Origin of the sequence: Kitasatospora sp. NBC_01250 (assembly GCF_036226465.1) — a bacterium.
Taxonomy (GTDB): Bacteria; Actinomycetota; Actinomycetes; order Streptomycetales; family Streptomycetaceae; genus Kitasatospora.
The window spans coordinates 1,690,342-1,709,451 of record NZ_CP108476.1 but is presented as its reverse complement, the minus strand read 5'-3'; the positions used below and the strand labels follow the sequence as shown (position 1 = coordinate 1,709,451).

The window sequence follows — 19,110 nt, the reverse complement described above, 5'->3', positions numbered from 1 at the left end:
CCATCACCGGCCACCTGGCACCCGCCGACCTCGACCGGATGACCCGCTCGGGCCTGGCCCCGCTCACCGCGGCCGAGGCGATGGACCTGCTCGACCGGGCGCTGGGCAGCGGCGAGCCGGTGGTGGCCGCGCTGCGGATCGAGCCGGCCGCGCTCGGCGAGGGGGCACCGGCGCTGCTGCGCGGCCTGGCGCCCCGCCCGGTCCGCCGGGCCGTCACCGCCGCCCCGGCCGTGCCCACCCTGGCCGCGCCCGCCCCCGGCGGCCCGGCCGCGCCCGGCCCGCTCGCGCTGGACGCGCTGGTCGCCGAGCAGACCGCCTGGGTGCTCGGCCACCGCGACCCGGCCGCGGTCGACCCCCGCAAGCCCTTCACCGAGCTGGGCTTCGACTCGCTCACCGCCGTCGAGCTGCGCAACCGGCTCGCCGCCGCCACCGGGCGGCGGCTGCCGGCGGCCCTGGTCTTCGACCACCCGACCCCGGCCGCCCTGGTCGGCTTCCTCACCACGCTGCTCGCCCCGCCGGCCGACCCCGGCGCCGAGTTGGACCGCATCGAGCGGATGGTCCGCGAGGAGGCGCTGGACGAGGCGGCCCGGGACAGCCTGGCCGACCGGCTGCGGGCCCTGCTCGCCACCGTCACCTCCCTCGGCGGACCGGCCCCGGCCGCCGCCGCGGCCCCCGTCGGCGACCCGGCCGACGTGCTCCAAGCCACCACGCTCAGCGAAGTCTTCGACCTCATCGATCGGGAGATCGGCCAGTGAACGACGATCAGAAGGTCCTCGACTACCTCAAGCGCACGCTCGCCGAGCTGCAGGACACCCGGCGCCGGCTGAACGAGCTGGAGTCCCGGCGCAGCGAGCCGATCGCCGTGGTCGGCATGAGCTGCCGGTTCCCCGGCAGCGTGCGCAGCCCGGAGCAGCTCTGGGAGCTGGTGGTGAACGGCCGCGACGCGATCACCGGGTTCCCCACCGACCGCGGCTGGGGGCTGGGCGCCCTGTACCACCCGGACCCGGACCACCCGGGCACCAGCTACGCGCGGCACGGCGGATTCCTGCACGACGCCGCCGAGTTCGACCCGGCGTTCTTCGGCATCAGCCCCCGCGAGGCGCTGGCCGTCGACCCGCAGCAGCGGCTGCTGCTCGAAGGGGCCTGGGAGGCCGTGGAGCGCGCCGGCCTGGACCCGCGCGCCCTGCGCGGCAGCCGCACCGGGGTCTTCGTCGGCTCCATCTACGAGGACTACGGCTCCCGGCTGTGGCGCAACCCGCCGGCCGGCTTCGAGGGGCACCTCGGCAACGGCAGCATGAGCAGCGTGGCCTCCGGGCGGATCGCCTACACCCTGGGCCTGACCGGTCCGACGCTGACCGTGGACACCGCCTGCTCCTCCTCGCTGGTCGCCCTGCACCTGGCGATCCAGGCGCTGCAGCGCGACGAGTGCACGGCGGCGCTGGTCGGCGGCGTGTCGGTGATGGCCACCCCGCTGCCGTTCGTGGAGTTCTCCCGGCAGCGCGGGCTGGCCGCCGACGGCCGCTGCAAGCCCTTCTCGGCCGCGGCCGACGGCACCAGCTGGGCCGAGGGCATGGGCATGCTGCTGGTCGAGCGGCTCAGCGAGGCCGAGCGGCTGGGGCACCGGGTGCTGGCCGTGGTGCGCGGCTCGGCGGTCAACTCCGACGGCGCCACCAACGGTCTGACCGCGCCGAACGGCCCTGCCCAGCAGCGGGTGATCCGGGCCGCGCTGGCCGCCGGCGACCTGTCGGCGGCGGACGTCGACCTGGTCGAGGCGCACGGCACCGGCACCCGGCTCGGCGACCCGATCGAGGCGGACGCCCTGCTGGCCACCTACGGCCAGGGCCGGTCCGCGGACCGGCCGCTGCGGCTCGGCTCGGTGAAGTCCAACTTCGGCCACGCCCAGGCGGCGGCCGGGGTCGCCGGGATCATCAAGGCCGTCATGGCGATGCGGCACGGCGTGCTGCCGCCGACCCTGCACGCCGAGCAGCCCTCGGCCCACGTCGACTGGTCCTCGGGCGCGCTGCGCCTGGTGACCGCCGCGGAGCCGTGGCCGGAGCTGGAGAGGCCGCGCCGCGCCGCCGTCTCCGCCTTCGGGGTGAGCGGGACCAATGCGCACGTGGTGCTGGAGGGCGTCCCCGACCCCGGGCCCACGCCCGAGTCCCTTGCCCATCCGCGGTCCGCCGATCCCGTCCCGGTGCTGCTGTCGGCCCGCGACCCGCGCGCGCTCGCGGCCCGTGCCCGGGAGCTGCGCGCCTTCCTCGCCGACCACCCCGGCGCCGAACTCGCCGACGTGGCCTACTCGCTGGCCACCGCCCGGACCGCCTTCGAGCACCGCGCGGCCACCGTCGCCGGCTCCCGCGAGGAACTGCTGGGCTGGCTCGACGAGCTGGCGCACACCGCGCCGGACAGCCGGCCCGCGCCCAACGCCACCAGCGCCGACCTCGCCGTCGTCTTCGCCGGGCAGGGCTCGCTCGGCCTGGCGGCGGCGCGCGAACTGCACGCCGCGTTCCCGGCCTTCGCGCGGGCCCTGGACGAGGTGTGCGCCGCGATGACCGGGCAGCTCGACCGCGACCTGCGGGAGCTGCTCTTCGACGGTCCGGCGCAGCTGCTGGAGCGCACCGAGTACGCCCAACCCGCGCTGTTCGCCTTCGAGGTGGCCCTGTTCCGGCTGCTGGAGTCCTGCGGGGTCACCCCCGGGCTGCTGATCGGCCACTCGCTCGGCGAGCTGACCGCCGCCCACCTGGCGGGCGTCTTCTCGCTCGCCGACGCCTGCCGGGTGGTCGCCGCCCGAGGCCGGCTGATGCAGGAGCTGGAGCCCGGCGCCATGGTCGCCCTGCCCGCGGCCGAGGCGGAGCTGGCCCCGCTGCCGGCGGGCGGCGCGGTCGCGCTGGCGGCCGTCAACGGGCCGCAGTCGGTGGTGATCTCGGGTGCGGAGGCGGCGGTCCTGGCGGTCGCCGAGCGGTTCCCGCGGGCCCGCCGGCTGCCGGTCGACCGCGCCTTCCACTCGGCGCTGGTGGAGCCGATGCTGGAGCCGTTCCGCCGGCTGCTGGCGACCGTCGCCTTCCGGCGGCCGACCCGCGCGGTGGTCTCCACCCGCACCGGCGAGGCGGCCGACCCGGAGCTGCTGTGCGGCGCCGACCACTGGGTGCGCCACGCGCGCGAGGCCGTCCGGTTCGACGCCGCGCTGCGCACCGCCCGGGCCGCCGGGGTCCGGACCTTCCTCGAAATCGGCCCGGACGGCTCACTGTCCGCGCTGACCGGCGGCATCGCGGGCCAGCGCCGGGGCAAGCAGGCGGTCCCGGCGCTGCTCGCGGCGCTGGCCGGGCTCCACCTGGCGGGCAGCGAGATCGACTGGCGGTCCGTCCTCGGCCAGGGCACCGTGCTCGACCTGCCCACCTACCCCTTCCAGCGCGAGCGGTACTGGCTGGACGCCGTCGCCGAGGCACCGAACACCGGCCGCTACCAGGTGGTCTGGCGACCCCACCGGCTCCCGGCCGTTGCCGCAGCCGCTGCCGTTTCCACCACCGCTGCCACGGTCACCGGTCGCTGGCTGGTCGCCGTCCCCGAGGCGGGACCGAGCCCGGTGGCCGAGGCGATCGTCGCGGCGCTGGCGGCGCGCGGTGCCGTCGCCTCGCTCCTCACGCCCGAGGACCCGGACCAGAAGCTCGACGGCGTGACCGGCGTGCTCTCGCTGCTGGCGACCGCGGGCGGCGGCTTCACCGCCGACCTCGCCCTGCTGCGGCGCCTGCGCGGCACCGGCGCGCGGCTCTGGCTGGCCACCCGAGGGGCGGTCGCGGTGCTGCCGGGCGAGGGCGCCGACGTCGCGCAGGCCGCCAGTTGGGGAGCGGGACGGGTGCTCGCGCTGGAGGAGCCCGAGCTCTGGGGCGGCCTGGTCGACCTGCCGACCGCGCCGCTGGGCGAGGCGGAGCTGTCGGTCCTGGTCGGCCTGCTCACCGCGCCGACCGACGAGGACCAGTTCGCCGTGCGCGGCGGGCGGGCCCGTGTGCGCCGCCTGGTGCGCGACACCGCACCCGCGGGGCAAGGGAGTTGGCGCCCGCGCGGCACCGTGCTGGTGACCGGTGGCACCGGGGCGCTCGGCCGCCGGGTGGCCCGCCGGCTCGCCGAGCGCGGCGCCGAGCGCGTGCTGCTGCTCGGTCGGCGCGGCGCCGAGGCCGAGGGCATGGCGGAGCTGACCGAGCAACTCGCTGCGCTCGGCACCGAGGCGCTGCCGGTCGCCTGTGACGTCACCGACCGGGCCGCGCTCGCCCGGGTGCTGGCGGAGCACCCGGTGACCGCCGTGGTGCACGCCGCCGGCGTCGAGCGGTCCGCGCCGCTGGCCGAGCTGACCGCCGCCGACTTCGACGAGGTCCTCGCGGCGAAGGTCACCGGCGCGGTGCACCTGTCCGAGCTGCTGGCCGGCGCGCCGCTGGACGCCTTCGTGCTCTTCTCCTCGATCTCCGGCGTCTGGGGCAGCGCCCGGCAGGCCGCCTACGCCGCCGCCAACGCCTGCCTGGACGCGCTCGCCCACCAGCGCCGGGCCCGCGGCGAGAGCGCGCTCTCGGTGGCCTGGGGCCCGTGGGAGGGGCCCGGCATGGCCGACGGCGCGGCCGGGGACCACCTGCGGGCCCACGGTCTGGACCTGCTCGACCCGGACGCGGCACTGCTGGCGCTGGAGTCGGCGCTGGGTCAGGACACGCCCGCCACCGTGGTGGCCGAGGTCGACTGGGACCGGTTCCTGCCGCTGTTCACCGCCAGCCGGCCACGCCCGTTCCTGGCCGAGCTGGCCCCCGCGGCCCCGGCCCCCGCGCCCGCCGCCGCGCCGCCCGGCCACGCGCTGGCCGAACTCGCCGGGCTGGCCCCCGCCGAGCGCGCCCGGCAGCTGCTCGACCTGGTCAAGGAGGCGGTGAGCGGTGTCCTCGGCCACCGCGAGGCCGCCGACGTCGAGCCCGACCAGCCCTTCCGCGAGGCCGGGTTCGACTCCTTGATGGCGGTCGAGCTGCGCAACCGGCTCACCGCCCGCACCGGGCTCGACCTGCCCACCACCGTCGTCTTCGACCATCCGAGCGCGGCGGCGCTCGCCCGCCTGCTCGACGAGCTGATCGCGCCTGCCGCGGCACCGGCCGCGACAGCGGTCGCCGCGCGCACCCTGGTGGCCGACCAGCCGATCGCGATCGTCGCGATGGGCTGCCGCTTCCCCGGCCAGGTGGCCTCGCCCGAGGACCTGTGGGCGCTGGTCCGCGACGGCGTCGACGCGATCGGCGAGATCCCGGCCGACCGCGGCTGGGACCTCGTCTACCACCCGGACCCCGACCACAAGGGCACCAGCTACGCCCGCGAGGGCGGATTCGTCGACGGCGTCGCCGACTTCGACGCGGAGTTCTTCGGCATCGCGCCACGCGAGGCGCTCGCGATGGACCCGCAGCAGCGGCTGCTCCTGGAGGTGGCCTGGGAGGCGCTGGAGCGGGCGGGCGTCGAGCCAGGCTCGCTGCGCGGCTCGGCGACCGGCGTCTTCGTCGGCGCCGGCTACCAGGGCTACGGGCACCCCGGCGGCCGGGTCCCCGAGGACGTGGAGGGCTACCTGCTCACCGGGAACGTCTCCAGCGTGCTCTCCGGCCGCCTCGCCTACACCCTTGGCCTGGAAGGGCCCTCGCTGACGGTGGACACCGCGTGCTCCTCCTCGCTGGTGGCGCTGCACCTGGCGGCGCAGGCCCTGCGGTCCGGGGAGTGCGAGCTGGCACTGGCCGGCGGCGTCACCGTGATGACCGGCGGCGAGGCCTTCGTCGAGTACTCCCGCCAGCGCGCGCTGGCCGCCGACGGGCGGTGCAAGGCCTTCGCCGCCGAGGCGGACGGCACGGGCTGGGCGGAGGGTGCGGGTCTGCTGGTGCTGGAGCGGCTCTCCGACGCCGAGCGGCTCGGTCACCCGGTGCTCGCGGTGGTGCGCGGTTCGGCGGTCAACTCCGACGGCGCGTCCAACGGTCTGACGGCGCCGAACGGGCTGGCGCAGCAGCGGGTGATCCGGGCGGCGCTGGCGAACGCCGGGCTGTCGACGGCGGATGTGGACGTGGTGGAGGCGCACGGGACGGGGACGCGGCTGGGCGACCCGATCGAGGCGCAGGCACTGCTGGCCACCTACGGGCAGGACCGGTCGCCGGAACAGCCCCTGTGGCTCGGCTCGTTGAAGTCGAACATCGGCCACGCCCAGGCGGCGGCCGGGGTCGGTGGCGTGATCAAGATGGTGCTGGCGATGCGCCACGGCGAACTGCCGCGCACCCTGCACGCCGAGCACCCCACCACCCACGTCGACTGGGACCACGGGGGCGTCCGCCTGCTGACCCACCCCGCCCCCTGGCCGCACCCCGACCACCGCCGCGCAGCCGTCTCCGCCTTCGGCGTGAGCGGCACCAACGCCCACGTGGTCCTGGAAGCGGCCCCCACCCCGGAGGCTGCCAACGACCCGCTGCCCGCAGGGAGCGGGACGGACGGCGCCGTTGCGCCGGCGGCCGGTCCCGGCTCGCAGGTGCTCGCAGCGAGCGGGACGGACGGCGCCGTTGCGCCGGCGGCCGACCACCCGGCGGCCCACCCCGACACGTCGGTGCCCACCAGCGACCCGCTGCCCGCCGACCCCGGGCCCGCCGCCCCCCTGCCCGTCCTGCTGCACGGGCGGACCAGGGCCGCGCTGCGCGAGCAGGCCGCTCGGCTGGCCGACCACCTCGCGGCCCGGCCCGAGGTGGCGCTGTCCGCAGTGGCGCGCACCCTCGCCACTGCCCGCACGCCCTTCGCCGAACGCGCGGCCGTGCTGGCGCCCGACCGCCCGGCCCTGCTCGCGGCCCTGCGCGAGCTCGCCGCCGACGGCGCCCACCCCGCCCTGGTGACCGGTGTGGCGCGGCGAACCGGCTTGCCGGTGCTCGTGTTTCCGGGTCAGGGGTCGCAGTGGGTGGGGATGGGGCGGGAGTTGTTGGTGTCCTCGCCGGTGTTCGCGGCGCGGATGGGGGAGTGTGCGGCGGCGTTGGCGCCGTTCGTGGAGTGGGAGTTGGTGGAGGTGCTGGGGGACGCGGAGTTGTTGGGCCGCGTGGATGTGGTGCAGCCGGTGTTGTGGGCGGTGATGGTGTCGTTGGCGGCGGTGTGGGAGGCCGCTGGTGTGGTGCCGTCGGCGGTGGTGGGTCATTCGCAGGGTGAGATCGCGGCGGCCTGTGTGGCGGGTGCCCTGTCGCTGGCGGATGGTGCTCGGGTGGTGGCGTTGCGCTCGAAGGCGATCGCCGGGTCCCTGGCGGGCCGTGGCGGCATGGTCTCGGTCGCGCTCCCTCGTGCCGATGTCGAGCCGTTCCTGCGCGCCGGGGTGGAGGTCGCTGCGGTCAACGGTCCGGCTGCCACGGTGATCGCGGGTGCGAGTGCCCCGCTCGAGGAGGTCTTCGCGGCGCTGGCCGTGGCGGGTGTGCAGCCGCGCCGGATCGCGGTGGACTATGCCTCGCACTCGGTGCAGGTGGAGCTGATCCGCGCGGAGGTCCTCGACGCTCTCGCTGCGGTGTCCCCGCGTCCGTCCCGTATTCCGTTCCACTCCTCGGTCACTGGTGGCCGGATCGACACCACCACCCTTGACGCCGCCTACTGGTACGAGAATCTGCGCAGTACGGTGCTCTTCGAGCAGGCGGTGGCCTCGCTGGGTGAGGCCGTGTTCGTCGAGTGCAGTCCGCATCCGGTGCTGGCGAGCGCGCTGCCCGATGCCACGGGCACGCTGCGCCGTGACGACGGCGGCTGGGACCGTTTCCTGACCTCCGCCGCCCAGGCCCACGCCGCGGGCGTCCCGGTCGCCTGGCCGCTGCTCCTGGGCGAGGGTGCCAGGGCCGAGCTGCCCACCTATCCCTTCCAACGCACCCGCTACTGGCTCCCCGACCAGATCCGCACCGCCGCGGACCGCCTCGACCGCAACGTCGGTGAGGTCGACGTCCGGGACGCCGACTTCTGGGACGCCGTCGAACGCGGTGACCAGGCGGCCCTGACCGCGATGCTCGGCGCCGACGCCACCGAGGCGCTGACCGCACCGAATGCGCTGCCCGTGCTGCCCGCCCTGACGCGCTGGCGCCGTGACCGCACCCGGCGGGCCGCGGTCGACGGCTGGCGCTACCGGGTCGTGTGGCGGCCCGTCACCGCCCGCACCGCGACCGCCCTGGGCGGCCACTGGATCGTCGTCACCACCGGCGAGCAGCCCACCCAGCCCACCGACCGCGCCCAACCCACCGAGCCCACCCGCCCCACCGAGCTCGCCGACCTCGTCGCGGCGCTCCGCGCGCACGGCGCCGAGACCGTCACCGTGACCGACCTGACCGACCCGGCCGGCCTCGCCGCGCAGTTGCCCACCGCCACCGGCGTCCTCTCGCTGCTCCCGCTCGCCCAGCAGGGCGACGCGGCGTTCGACCCGCAGGCCTCGCTCGCCCTGTGCCAGGCCGTCGCGCGGGCCGAGGTCCCGCTCTGGACGGCCACCCGCGGTGCGGTCGCGACCGGCACCGCCGACCGGCTCGACCACCCCGGCCAGGCGGCCGTGTGGGGGCTGGGCCGGGTGCTGGCGCTGGAACACCCCGCAGCCTGGGGCGGTCTGATCGACCTGCCCGCCCGGCTCGACCGGCGCGCGCTCGACCGGCTGTGCGCACTGCTCGCCGGCGCCCACGGGGACGAGGACCAGGTGGCGCTGCGCGCCTCCGGCCTCTTCGTCCGCCGCCTGGTGGCCGCGCCCGCCCGCCCGACCACCGCGACCCCGTGGCAGCCCGAGGGCACCGTGCTCGTCACCGGCGGCACCGGCGCGCTCGGCGCCCGGGTGGCCCGGCTGCTGGCCGCCCGCGGGGTGCGCCACCTGCTGCTCGCCGGCCGCCGCGGGCCCGCCGCGCCGGGCGCGGCCGAGCTGGTCGCCGAGCTGGCCGAGCTCGGCTGCACGGCGACCGTGGCGGCCTGCGACGTATCCGACCGGGCCGCGCTCGCCGCGCTGCTCGCCACCGTCCCGGCCGACCGCCCGGTCGGCTGCGCGGTGCACGCGGCGGGCACCGGCGAGGGCATCGCGCTGGCCGACACCACGGCCGAGGACCTGCGGGCGGCGCTGGCCGCCAAGACGCTCGGCGCCGCCCACCTGGACGCCCTGCTGCCGGGCACCCTGGTGCTCTTCTCCTCCGGCGCCGCCACCTGGGGCAGTGCCGGCCAGGCCGCCTACGGCGCCGCCAACGCCTGCCTGGACGCGCTCGCCGAGCACCGCCGGGGCCGCGGCCTGCCCGCGCTCAGCATCGCCTGGGGAGCCTGGGACGGCGGCGGGATGGTCGACGAGCAGGTGCGCGCCCACCTGTCGCTCCGGGGCCTGAACCCGATGGACCCCGACCTGGCGCTCACCGCGCTGGAGGAGGCCGTCACCGGCGGCGAGAGCACGCTGGTGGTCGCCGACATCGACTGGGACCGGTTCCTGCCGCTGTTCACCAGCGCCCGGCCACGCCCGCTGACCGAGGCCTTCGCCCGGTCCGCACCCGTGCCGGAGGCCGCCGGCACCGCCGGTCCGGACGGTCTCGACGCCCTGCCCGCGGTCGAACGCGAGCGGCGGATCCGTCGGCTGGTGCTGGCCACCGCGGCCGCCGTGCTCGGCCACGACAGCGCGGACGCCCTCGACCCCGAGCGCAGCTTCAGCGAACTGGGCGTCAACTCGCTGACCGCCGTCGACCTGCGCAACCGGCTGGCCGCCGCGCTCGGCCGCCCGCTGCCGCCGACCCTGGCCTTCGACCACCCCACCCCGGCCCGCCTCGCCGCGCACCTGATCGGCGCCGCCCAGGCCGCCGCCCAGGCCACCGCCCAGGGCGCCGCCGGGGCCATCGCCGAGGCCGACACCCCCGCCCGTTCCGCCCCGACCGCCGCCGCCGTCGACGACGACCCGATCGTGGTCGTCTCGGCCGCCTGCCGGCTGCCCGGCGGCGTCCGCAGCCCCGAGGACCTGTGGCAGCTGCTGGCCGAGGGCCGCGACGCCGTCACCGCCTTCCCCACCGACCGCGGCTGGGACCTGGACGCCCTCTACGACCCCGACCCGGGCCGCCCGGGGCGGACCTACGCCTTCGAGGGCGGCTTCCTGGCGGACGCGGGCGGCTTCGACGCCGACTTCTTCGGCATCAGCCCGCGCGAGGCGCTGGCCATGGACCCCCAGCAGCGCGTCCTGCTGGAGACCGCCTGGGAGGCCGTGGAACGGGCCGGCATCGACCCGGGCACGCTGCGCGGCAGCGACACCGGGGTGTTCGTCGGCGCGATCCACCAGGGCTACGGCGTCCAGTCAGGCGCCGTGCCACCGGAGTTGGAGGGCTACTTCCTGACCGGCAACGCCGCCAGCGTGATCTCGGGCCGGGTCGCCTACACCCTCGGTCTCGCGGGCCCGGCGGTCACCGTCGACACCGCGTGCTCCTCCTCGCTGGTCGCCATCCACTGGGCCGCCCAGGCGCTGCGCTCCGGCGAGTGCACCCTCGCGCTGGCCGGCGGCGTCACCGTGATGGCGAGCCCCGCGACCTTCGTGGAGTTCTCCCGCCAGCGGGGTCTGGCGGCCGACGGGCGGTGCAAGTCCTTCGCCGACGCGGCGGACGGCACCGGCTGGGCCGAGGGCGCCGGCGTCGTGCTGCTGGAACGGCTCTCCGACGCCCGGCGCAACGGGCACCGGGTGCTGGGCGTGCTGCGCGGCAGCGCCGTCAACTCCGACGGCGCGAGCAACGGCCTGGCCGCGCCCAACGGCCCGGCCCAGGAGCGGGTGATCCGCCAGGCGCTGGCCGACGCGGGCCTGACGGCCGCCGAGGTGGACGCCGTGGAGGGCCACGGCACCGGCACCCGGCTCGGCGACCCGATCGAGGCGCACGCCCTGCTCGCCACCTACGGCCAACAGCGCCAGGAGCCCTTGTGGCTGGGGTCGTTGAAGTCCAACATCGGCCATGCGCAGGCCGCCTCCGGCGTGGCGGGGGTGATCAAGCTGCTGCTCGCCCTGGGCCACGGCGTGCTGCCGAGGACGCTGCACGTGGACGCGCCCAGCACCCAGGTCTCCTGGGGGACCGGCGCGGTCGAGCTGCTCACCGAGGAGGTCGCCTGGCCCGAGACCGGGCGACCGCGGCGGGCCGCGATCTCGGCCTTCGGGGTCAGCGGCACCAACGCCCACCTGATCCTGGAGCAGGCCCCGCCGCAGCCGGCGCCGGAGCCGTCCGAGGAACAGCCCGACGCCCCGGTCCCCGTGCTGCTCTCCGCCGCCGGCCCGGCCGCGCTGCGCGCCCAGGCCACCCGGCTGCGCGCGCACCTCGCAACGGACCGACCGCCGCTGCGGGACGTCGCGTTCACCCTGGCCGCCACCCGCGCCGGGCTGCGCCACCGCCGGGCCCTGGTGGTCGGCGACCGGGACGAGCTGCTGGCCGCGCTGGACGCCGTCGCCGCCGGACCGGACGCGCCCGCGGCCGGCCCCGGCGCCGGCACCGCGCTCGTCTTCTCCGGCCAGGGCTCCCAGCGGCTCGGCGCCGGAAGGGAGTTGCGCGAGCGCTTCGCCGTCTTCGCCGACGCCTACGACGAGGTGTGCGCCCGCTTCGACGGCCTGCTGCCCAAGCCGCTGATCGAGGTCGCCCACGGCCGGGACGCCGAGCTGCTGGCCCGCACCGAGTTCGCCCAGCCCGCCCTCTTCGCCCTGCAGACGGCCCTGTTCCGGCTGGTGCGGTCCTGGGGCGTGCGCCCCGCGGTGCTGCTCGGGCACTCGGTGGGCGAGCTGGCCGCCGCCCACGCGGCCGGCGCGCTGTCGCTGGACGACGCCGTCGCGCTGGTGGCCGCCCGCGGGCGGCTGATGCAGGCGCTGCCCGGCGGCGCGATGGTCGCGGTCGACGCCGCCGAGGAGCTGGTCCGTCCGCTGCTGACCGAGGGCGTCGAGCTGGGGGCGGTCAACGGCCCCTCCTCGGTGGTGCTTTCGGGCCACCCCGAGGCAGTGGCGGCAGTCGCCGCGCGGCTCGCGGCGGCCGGTCACCGCACCAAGCGGCTCGCGGTCGGCCACGCCTTCCACTCCGCGCTGATCGAGCCGGCCCTGGACGGCCTGCGGGCCGCCGCCAGCAGCCTGGTGCCCGGCGCGCTGGAGTTCCCGGTGCTCTCCACGGTGACCGGCCGCCCGGTCGACGCCGCCACCCTGGCCTCGGCCGACCACTGGGTGGGCCACGCGCGGGCCACCGTCCGGTTCGCCGACGCGGTGCGCCATGCCACCGCCGACGGCGTCACCGACTGGCTGGAGGTGGGCCCGGACGCCGTGCTCGCCCCCCTGCTCGCGGACGGGGCGGTGCCGCTGCTGCGTGCCGACCGTGCCGAGCCGCACTCCGCGCTGGCCGCCGTCGCCGCGCTGCACGAGCGGGGTGCGGCCGTTGACACCGCCGCCCTGGTGGGCGGGGGCCGACGGGTCGAGCTGCCGGGCTACGCCTTCCAGCACGAGCACTTCTGGCTCCACCCGGCCCCGGCTCCGGCCCCCGACACCGCGCGGACCGGCGCCGACACGGCCTTCTGGGCCGCCGTGGAGGCCGCCGACCTGGACGCCCTCAGCACGGAGGCCGCCGACGACGGCGCCGACCAGGCCGCCGACCGGGCCGCGCTCGCCGCGGCGCTGCCCGCCCTGAGCCGCTGGCGCGGCGCCCAGCGGGCCCGTTCGGCCGCCGAGGGCCACCGCTACCGGGTCCGCTGGCAGCCGGCCGGCGAGCTGTCGGCCACCGCCGAGGGCGACTGGCTCGTGGTGCACCCGCCCGGCCTCGGCACCGACTGGGCCGCCGGGCTCGCCGCACCATCCTTCGTGACGCCCTCCTTCGTGACGCCCTCCTTCGAGACGCGCTCCTTCGAGACGCTCTGCGTCGACCCGGAGCAGGCCGACCCCGGCGCCGAGGTGGCGCGGGCGCTGGCCGGGCGTCAGGTGGCGGGCGTGCTCTCGCTCCTCGGGCTCGACACCGCACCGCACCCGCTGCACCCAGGCGTGCCGCGCGGCACCGCCGCCACCCTCTCGCTGGCCCGCGCCGGGCTCTCGGTGCCGCTCTGGCTGGCCACCGCCGGGGCCGTTGCGGTCGGCCGCGCCGACGCCGCCCCCGACCCGGCCGCCGCGCTCGTCTGGGGGCTGGGCCGGGTGCTCGCGCTGGAACAGCCCGACGCCTGGGGCGGTCTGATCGACCTTCCGGCCACCGCCGACCCGCGTGCGGTGGAGCGGCTGCGCCGGGTGCTGCGGGCCACCGGCGGCGAGGACCAGGTGGCGCTGCGCGCCTCCGGCGTCTTCGTCCCGCGCCTGGTCCGCGCACCGCTGGAGCGCACCGAGCGCCGCGGCGGGTGGACCCCGGGCGGCACCGTGCTGGTCACCGGCGGCACCGGCGGGCTCGGCGCGCAGACCGCGCGCCGGCTGCTGGCCGCCGGCGCCGCGCACGTGGTGCTGGCCGGCCGCCGCGGCCCGCGGGCCGCGGGCACCGCCGCGCTGCAGGCCGAGCTGGGCACCCGGGTGACCATCGCGGCCTGCGACGTCACCGACCGCGCGGCGCTCGCCGAGCTGGTCACCGGCCACCGGATCACGGCGGTGGTGCACGCCGCCGGAATCGGGCAGGCCACGCCGCTGGCCCGCACCGGCCTCGAGGAGTTCGCCGAGGTGCTGGCCGCCAAGGTCACCGGCGCCGCCCACCTGGACGACCTGCTGGGCGCGGAGGCCGAGGCGTTCGTGCTCTACTCCTCGGTCTCCGGCGTCTGGGGCGCGGGCGACCAGGGCGGGTACGCCGCCGCCAACGCCTACCTGCTGGCGCTGGCCGAACGCCGCCGGGCCCGGGGGCTGAAGGCCACCGCGCTCGCCTGGGGGCCGTGGGCCGGTGACGGCATGGCCGCCGGCGCCGTCGGCGAGCACCTGCGCCGCCGCGGCCTGACCGAGCTGGCGCCCGCCGCTGCGCTCGACGCCCTGGTCCGGGCGCTCGCGGACGACGACTCGGGCCTGGTGCTCGCCGACGTCGACTGGGCGCGCTTCACCCCCGCCTTCACCGCCGCCCGGCCGCGCCCGCTGCTGGCCGCGCTGCCCGAGGCGGACGCCGCGACGGCACAGCCCGACCCCGGGCAGTCCGCGGCCGCGCCGGGCGCCGTCGGACTGGCCGCGCTGCCGCCCGCCGAGCTGCGCCCGGCGCTGACCGAACGGGTGCTGGCCGCCACCGCCGCCGTGCTGGGCCACGCCGACCCGGCCCGGGTGGCGCCCGAACGGGCCTTCACCGAGCTGGGCTTCGACTCGCTGACCGCGCTCGACCTGCGCAACCGGCTGACCGAGTCCACCGCGCTGCGGCTGCCCGCGACGCTGGTCTTCGACCACCCCAGCCCCGCCGCCCTGATCGACCACCTGGTCACCCTGCTGGCCGGCCGCGCCACCGAGCCGGCCGGGCCGACCGCACCGGCCGGTGCGGCGCGCACCGAGGAGCCGATCGCGATCGTCGGCATGGGCTGCCGGTTCCCCGGCGGCGTGCGCGACCCGCAGGGGCTGTGGCAGCTGCTGGTGGAGGGCCGGGACGCGATCACCGGGTTCCCCACCGACCGCGGCTGGGACGTGGAGCACCTCTACCACCCCGACCCGGACCACCCGGGCACCAGCTACGTCCGCGAGGGCGGATTCCTGGACGCGGCGGGCGACTTCGACGCCGACTTCTTCGGCATCGGCCCCCGCGAGGCAGCCGCGATGGACCCGCAGCAGCGGCTGCTGCTGGAGACGGCCTGGGAGGGCTTCGAGAGCGCCGGGATCGACCCGCAGGCCGTGCGGGACACCGCGACCGGGGTCTTCGTCGGCCTCTCCTACCAGGGCTACGGGCTGGGCGCGGCGCCCGACGGCGCCGAGGGCTACCTGCTGACCGGCACCACCACCAGCGTCGCCTCGGGCCGCCTCGCCTACGCGCTCGGCCTGACCGGGCCCGCGATCACCGTGGACACCGCCTGCTCCTCCTCGCTGGTCGCGCTGCACCTGGCCGTGCAGTCGCTGCGCGCGGGCGAGTGCAGCCTCGCGCTGGCGGGCGGTGCGACCGTGATGGCGAGCCCGGCCACCTTCGTGGAGTTCTCCCGGCAGCGCGGGCTGGCCGCCGACGGGCGGTGCAAGGCGTTCGCCGACGGAGCGGACGGCACCGGCTGGGGCGAGGGCGCCGCGGTGCTGCTGGTGGAGCGGCTGAGCGATGCGCAGCGCCACGGGCACCCGGTGCTCGCGGTGGTGCGCGGCTCGGCGGTCAACTCCGACGGCGCGTCCAACGGCCTGACGGCGCCCAACGGCCCGGCCCAGCAGCGGGTGATCCGCAGCGCGCTGGCGGCGGCCGGGCTGGCGCCCGCCGAGGTGGACGCCGTGGAGGCGCACGGCACCGGCACCGCGCTGGGCGACCCGATCGAGGCCCAGGCGCTGCTCGCCACCTACGGGCAGGACCGCCAGGAGCCGCTCTGGCTGGGCTCGGTGAAGTCCAACATCGGCCACACCCAGGCGGCGGCCGGCGCGGCCGGGCTGATCAAGACGGTGCTGGCGCTGCGCGCGGGCGTGCTGCCGCGGACGCTGCACGCCGCCACCCCCTCCTCCCACGTGGACTGGTCCGGCGGCGCGGTCCGGCTGCTCGCCGAGCAGCGGGCCTGGCCCGAGACCGGCCGGCCGCGGCGCGCGGCGGTGTCGGCCTTCGGGATCAGCGGCACCAACGCCCATGTCGTGCTGGAGCAGGCGCCGCCCGCCGCGCCGAGCGCCACGCCGCCCGCGCCCGCCACGGGCCCGGCGCCGCTGCTGCTCTCCGGGCGCACGGCGGCGGGGCTGCGGGCCCAGGCGGCCCGCCTGCTCGACCACCTGCGGGCGTACCCCGACGACACGCTGCACGACGTCGGCCGCTCGCTGGCCGCGGGCCGGCCCCGGCTGGAGCGGCGGGCCGTGATCGTGGCGGACGACCGCGAGCGGGCGATCGCCCGGCTGGCCGCGCTCGCCGACGACGCCCCCCTCGCGGCGCCGGTGCGATCGGGGTCGCCGGCCGTGGTGTTCAGCGGCCAGGGCGCCCAGCACCCGGGGATGGGCCGCGAGCTGTACGCGGCGTTCCCGGTCTTCGCCGACGCCTTCGACGAGGTCTGCGCGCACTTCGACCTGGAGCTGCCGCTGCCGCTGCGCGAGGTCGTGCTCGGCCGGGACACCGAGCCGCTGGAGCGCACCGAGTACGCCCAGCCCGCGCTCTTCGCCGTCGAGGTGGCGCTCTACCGGCTCGTCCGGTCCTTCGGCCTGCGGCCCCGGTCCGTGGCCGGGCACTCGATCGGCGGGATCACCGCCGCGTACGTGGCCGGGCTCTGGTCGCTGCCGGACGCCTGCCGGCTGGTGGCCGCCCGCGGCCGGCTGATGCAGGCCATGCCGCCCGGCGCGATGGCCGCGATCGAGGCGGACGAGCACGAGGTGAGCGGCATCGCACTGGCCGCGGTCAACGCGCCCGGCTCGGTGGTGGTCTCCGGGACGGTCGCCGAGGTCGAGGCGGTGATGGCGCACTGGCGCGAGCGCGGGCGCCGGGTCACCCGGCTGCGGGTCGGTCACGCCTTCCACTCGCCGCTGATGGACGGCATGCTCGCCGACTTCGCGCAGGTGCTGCGCGGCCTGGCCTTCGCCGAGCCCTCGCTGCCGGTGGTCTCCGACCTGACGGGGCGTTTGGCCACCGCCGCGCAGCTGCGCTCGCCGGAGTACTGGGTGCGGCACCTGCGCGAGACCGTCCGCTTCGCCGACGTGGTCGGCAGCCTGGGCGAGGCGGGCGTGGGCACCGTGGTCGAGCTGGGCCCGGACGCCGCGCTCACCCCCGCCGTCCGCGGCCGGGAGTCGCTGACGGCGGTGGCCGCCCAGCGCGCGGGCCGGGACGGCCTGCAGGCGCTGGTCGAGGCGCTCGCCGAGCTGCACGTCGCGGGCGTGCCGCTCGACTGGCGGGCGCTGTACGAGGTGCTCGGCGGCCGGACGACGCCGGTGCCGACCACCGCCTTCCAGCACCGCCGGTTCTGGCTCGCCGCCGCGAACCCCGCCGCGAACACCGCCGCCGATGTCGCCGCGAACACCACACCGGACGTCGACAGGTGGACGCACCGCGTGGCGTGGACCGCCCTGCCGGCCGGAGCGCCGGAGGGCAACGGCAACCCACTGGCCGGCGACTGGCTGGTGGTGGGCGACCGGGAGCGTGAGACGGTCCGCGCCTGCGTGGCCGGGCTCACCCGGGCCGGCGCCCGCGTCCAGCACACCGCGAGCGGCACCACCACCGGCGTGCTCTCGCTGCTCGCGCTCGGCCACGACGGGCCCGAGCTGCTGGCCCGCACCGCCGGCCTGCTGCGCGACCTGGACGAGCAGGGGGTGGCCGCGCCGCTCTGGCTGGCCACCTTCGGCGCCGACCAGGACCCGGGGCAGGCCGCGCTGACCGCGCTGGGCCGCACCGTCGCCGCCGAGGCGCCGCACCGCTGGGGCGGCCTGGCCGACCTGGCGCGCACCGCCTCCTCGGACGACTTCCAGCTGCTCGCCACGGCGCTCGCGGCCGGCGGCGAGGACCAGCTGACGGTGCGTGACGGGCAGCTGCTGGCCGCCCGGCTGCGGCCGGTCAAGCTGCCGGCCGCAGCCACCTGGCGCCCCAGCGGCACCGCGCTGGTCACCGGCGGCACCGGGGCGCTCGGCGCCCAGGTGGCGCGCTGGCTGGTCCGCTGCGGCGCCCGGCACCTGGTGCTGACCGGACGCCGCGGCCCCGCCGCCCCGGGCGCCGCCGAGCTGGTCGCCGAGCTGACCGGGCTCGGCGCCGAGGTCGACGTCGTCGCCTGCGACCTGACGGACCGGGCGGCGGTGGCCGGGCTGATCGCCGCCTACCCGCCGTCCGCCGTCTTCCACGCGGCGGGCGCGCTCGACGACGGCGTGCTCGGGGCGCTGACCGCCGAACGGTTCGCCGAGGTCTGGCGGCCCAAGGCGGAGGCCGCCGTGCACCTGCACGAACTGGCGGGAGAGCTCGACGCGTTCGTGCTCTTCTCCTCGATGGCCGGCACGCTCGGCAGCGCGGGGCAGGGCAACTACGCCGCCGCCAACGCCGCGCTCGACGCGCTGGCCCGGGCCCGCCGGGCCGCGGGGCAGCCGGCGACCGCGATCGCCTGGGGCCCGTGGGCCGGCGACGGCATGGCGGCCGAGCCCGCCGCGCTGGAGCGGATGCGGCGCGGCGGCGTCCACCCGATGGCGGCCGGGCCCGCGCTCGCTCTGCTGCACCGGGCGCTGTCCGGCAGCGCGGCGGCCCTGGTCGCCGCCGACGTCGACTGGCCGCGCTACGCGGGCGAGCGGCGGATCAGCCTGCTCGCCGAGTCCCTCGGCGAGCCCGGGTCCACCGAGAGCGGTCCGGTCCGCACCGACTACGGCCGACTGCCGGTGGCGGACCGGCCGCGGGTGCTGCTCGACGCGGTGCGCAGCCACGCCGCCGCCGTCCTCGGGCACCCCGGGCCGGAGGCCGTCGATGCCGAACGCCCCTTCCGGGACCTCGGGTTCGACTCGCTGGGCGCGGTCGACCTGCGCAACCGGCTGGCCGCCGAGACCGGCCTGGCGCTCTCCGCCGCGCTGGTCTTCAACCACCCGACACCGAACGACCTGGCCGCACACCTGGGCGCCCTGCTCTTCCCGGCCGAGCCGGGCGCAGCACAGGCCCCGGCGGGCCCCGACGACGAAGACCTCGACCTGTCCGAGGCAAGCGACGACGAGCTCTTCGAGCTCCTGGACGAGGAATTCGAGAACTGATGAGCACCAGCACCGGCACCGGCAGCAGCACCGGCCCCACCGACGACAAGCTGCGCGACTACCTCAAGCGGGCCACCAACGACCTGCGCCGCGCCAAGCGGCGGCTGGCCGAACTCGACGCCCGCGACAGCGAACCCATCGCCATCGTCGGCATGGGCTGCCGGTTCCCCGGCGGGGTCCGTTCCCCCGAGGACCTGTGGCAGCTGGCGGCCACCGGCACCGACGCGCTGACGCCGTTCCCGGCCGACCGCGGCTGGGACCCGGACCTGTACGACGCCGACCCCGAGCGCACCGGCCACGTCTACACCACCCGGGGCGGCTTCCTCACCGGCGCCACCGAGTTCGACGCCGCGTTCTTCGGCATCTCG

The 19,110-nt window shown here is 77.8% G+C and carries 3 protein-coding genes (1 of these 3 only partly in view); all 3 read left to right on the top strand.

Going from position 1 to position 19,110, the window contains the following annotated elements:
• Positions 1 to 38 precede the first annotated feature (38 nt).
• Tightly spaced (each overlapping or abutting the next), the 3 genes in view from OG500_RS38060 to OG500_RS07465 form a layout consistent with a single transcriptional unit that may run on beyond the window.
• Positions 39 to 755, top strand: coding sequence for a phosphopantetheine-binding protein (locus OG500_RS38060; RefSeq protein WP_442907127.1), 717 nt, complete (start codon positions 39 to 41; stop codon positions 753 to 755).
• Complete coding sequence (locus OG500_RS07470; RefSeq protein WP_329577952.1) at positions 752 to 18,742, top strand: type I polyketide synthase; 17,991 nt, start codon at positions 752 to 754, stop codon at positions 18,740 to 18,742. Before OG500_RS38060 ends, OG500_RS07470 begins: the two co-directional genes overlap by 4 nt.
• Positions 18,742 to 19,110, top strand: partial view of an SDR family NAD(P)-dependent oxidoreductase gene (locus OG500_RS07465; protein ID WP_329577949.1) — the 5' portion only. It continues 16,926 nt past the right edge of the window; only the first 369 of its 17,295 coding nucleotides appear in the window; it begins with the start codon at positions 18,742 to 18,744; the stop codon falls past the right edge of the window. Before OG500_RS07470 ends, OG500_RS07465 begins: the two co-directional genes overlap by 1 nt.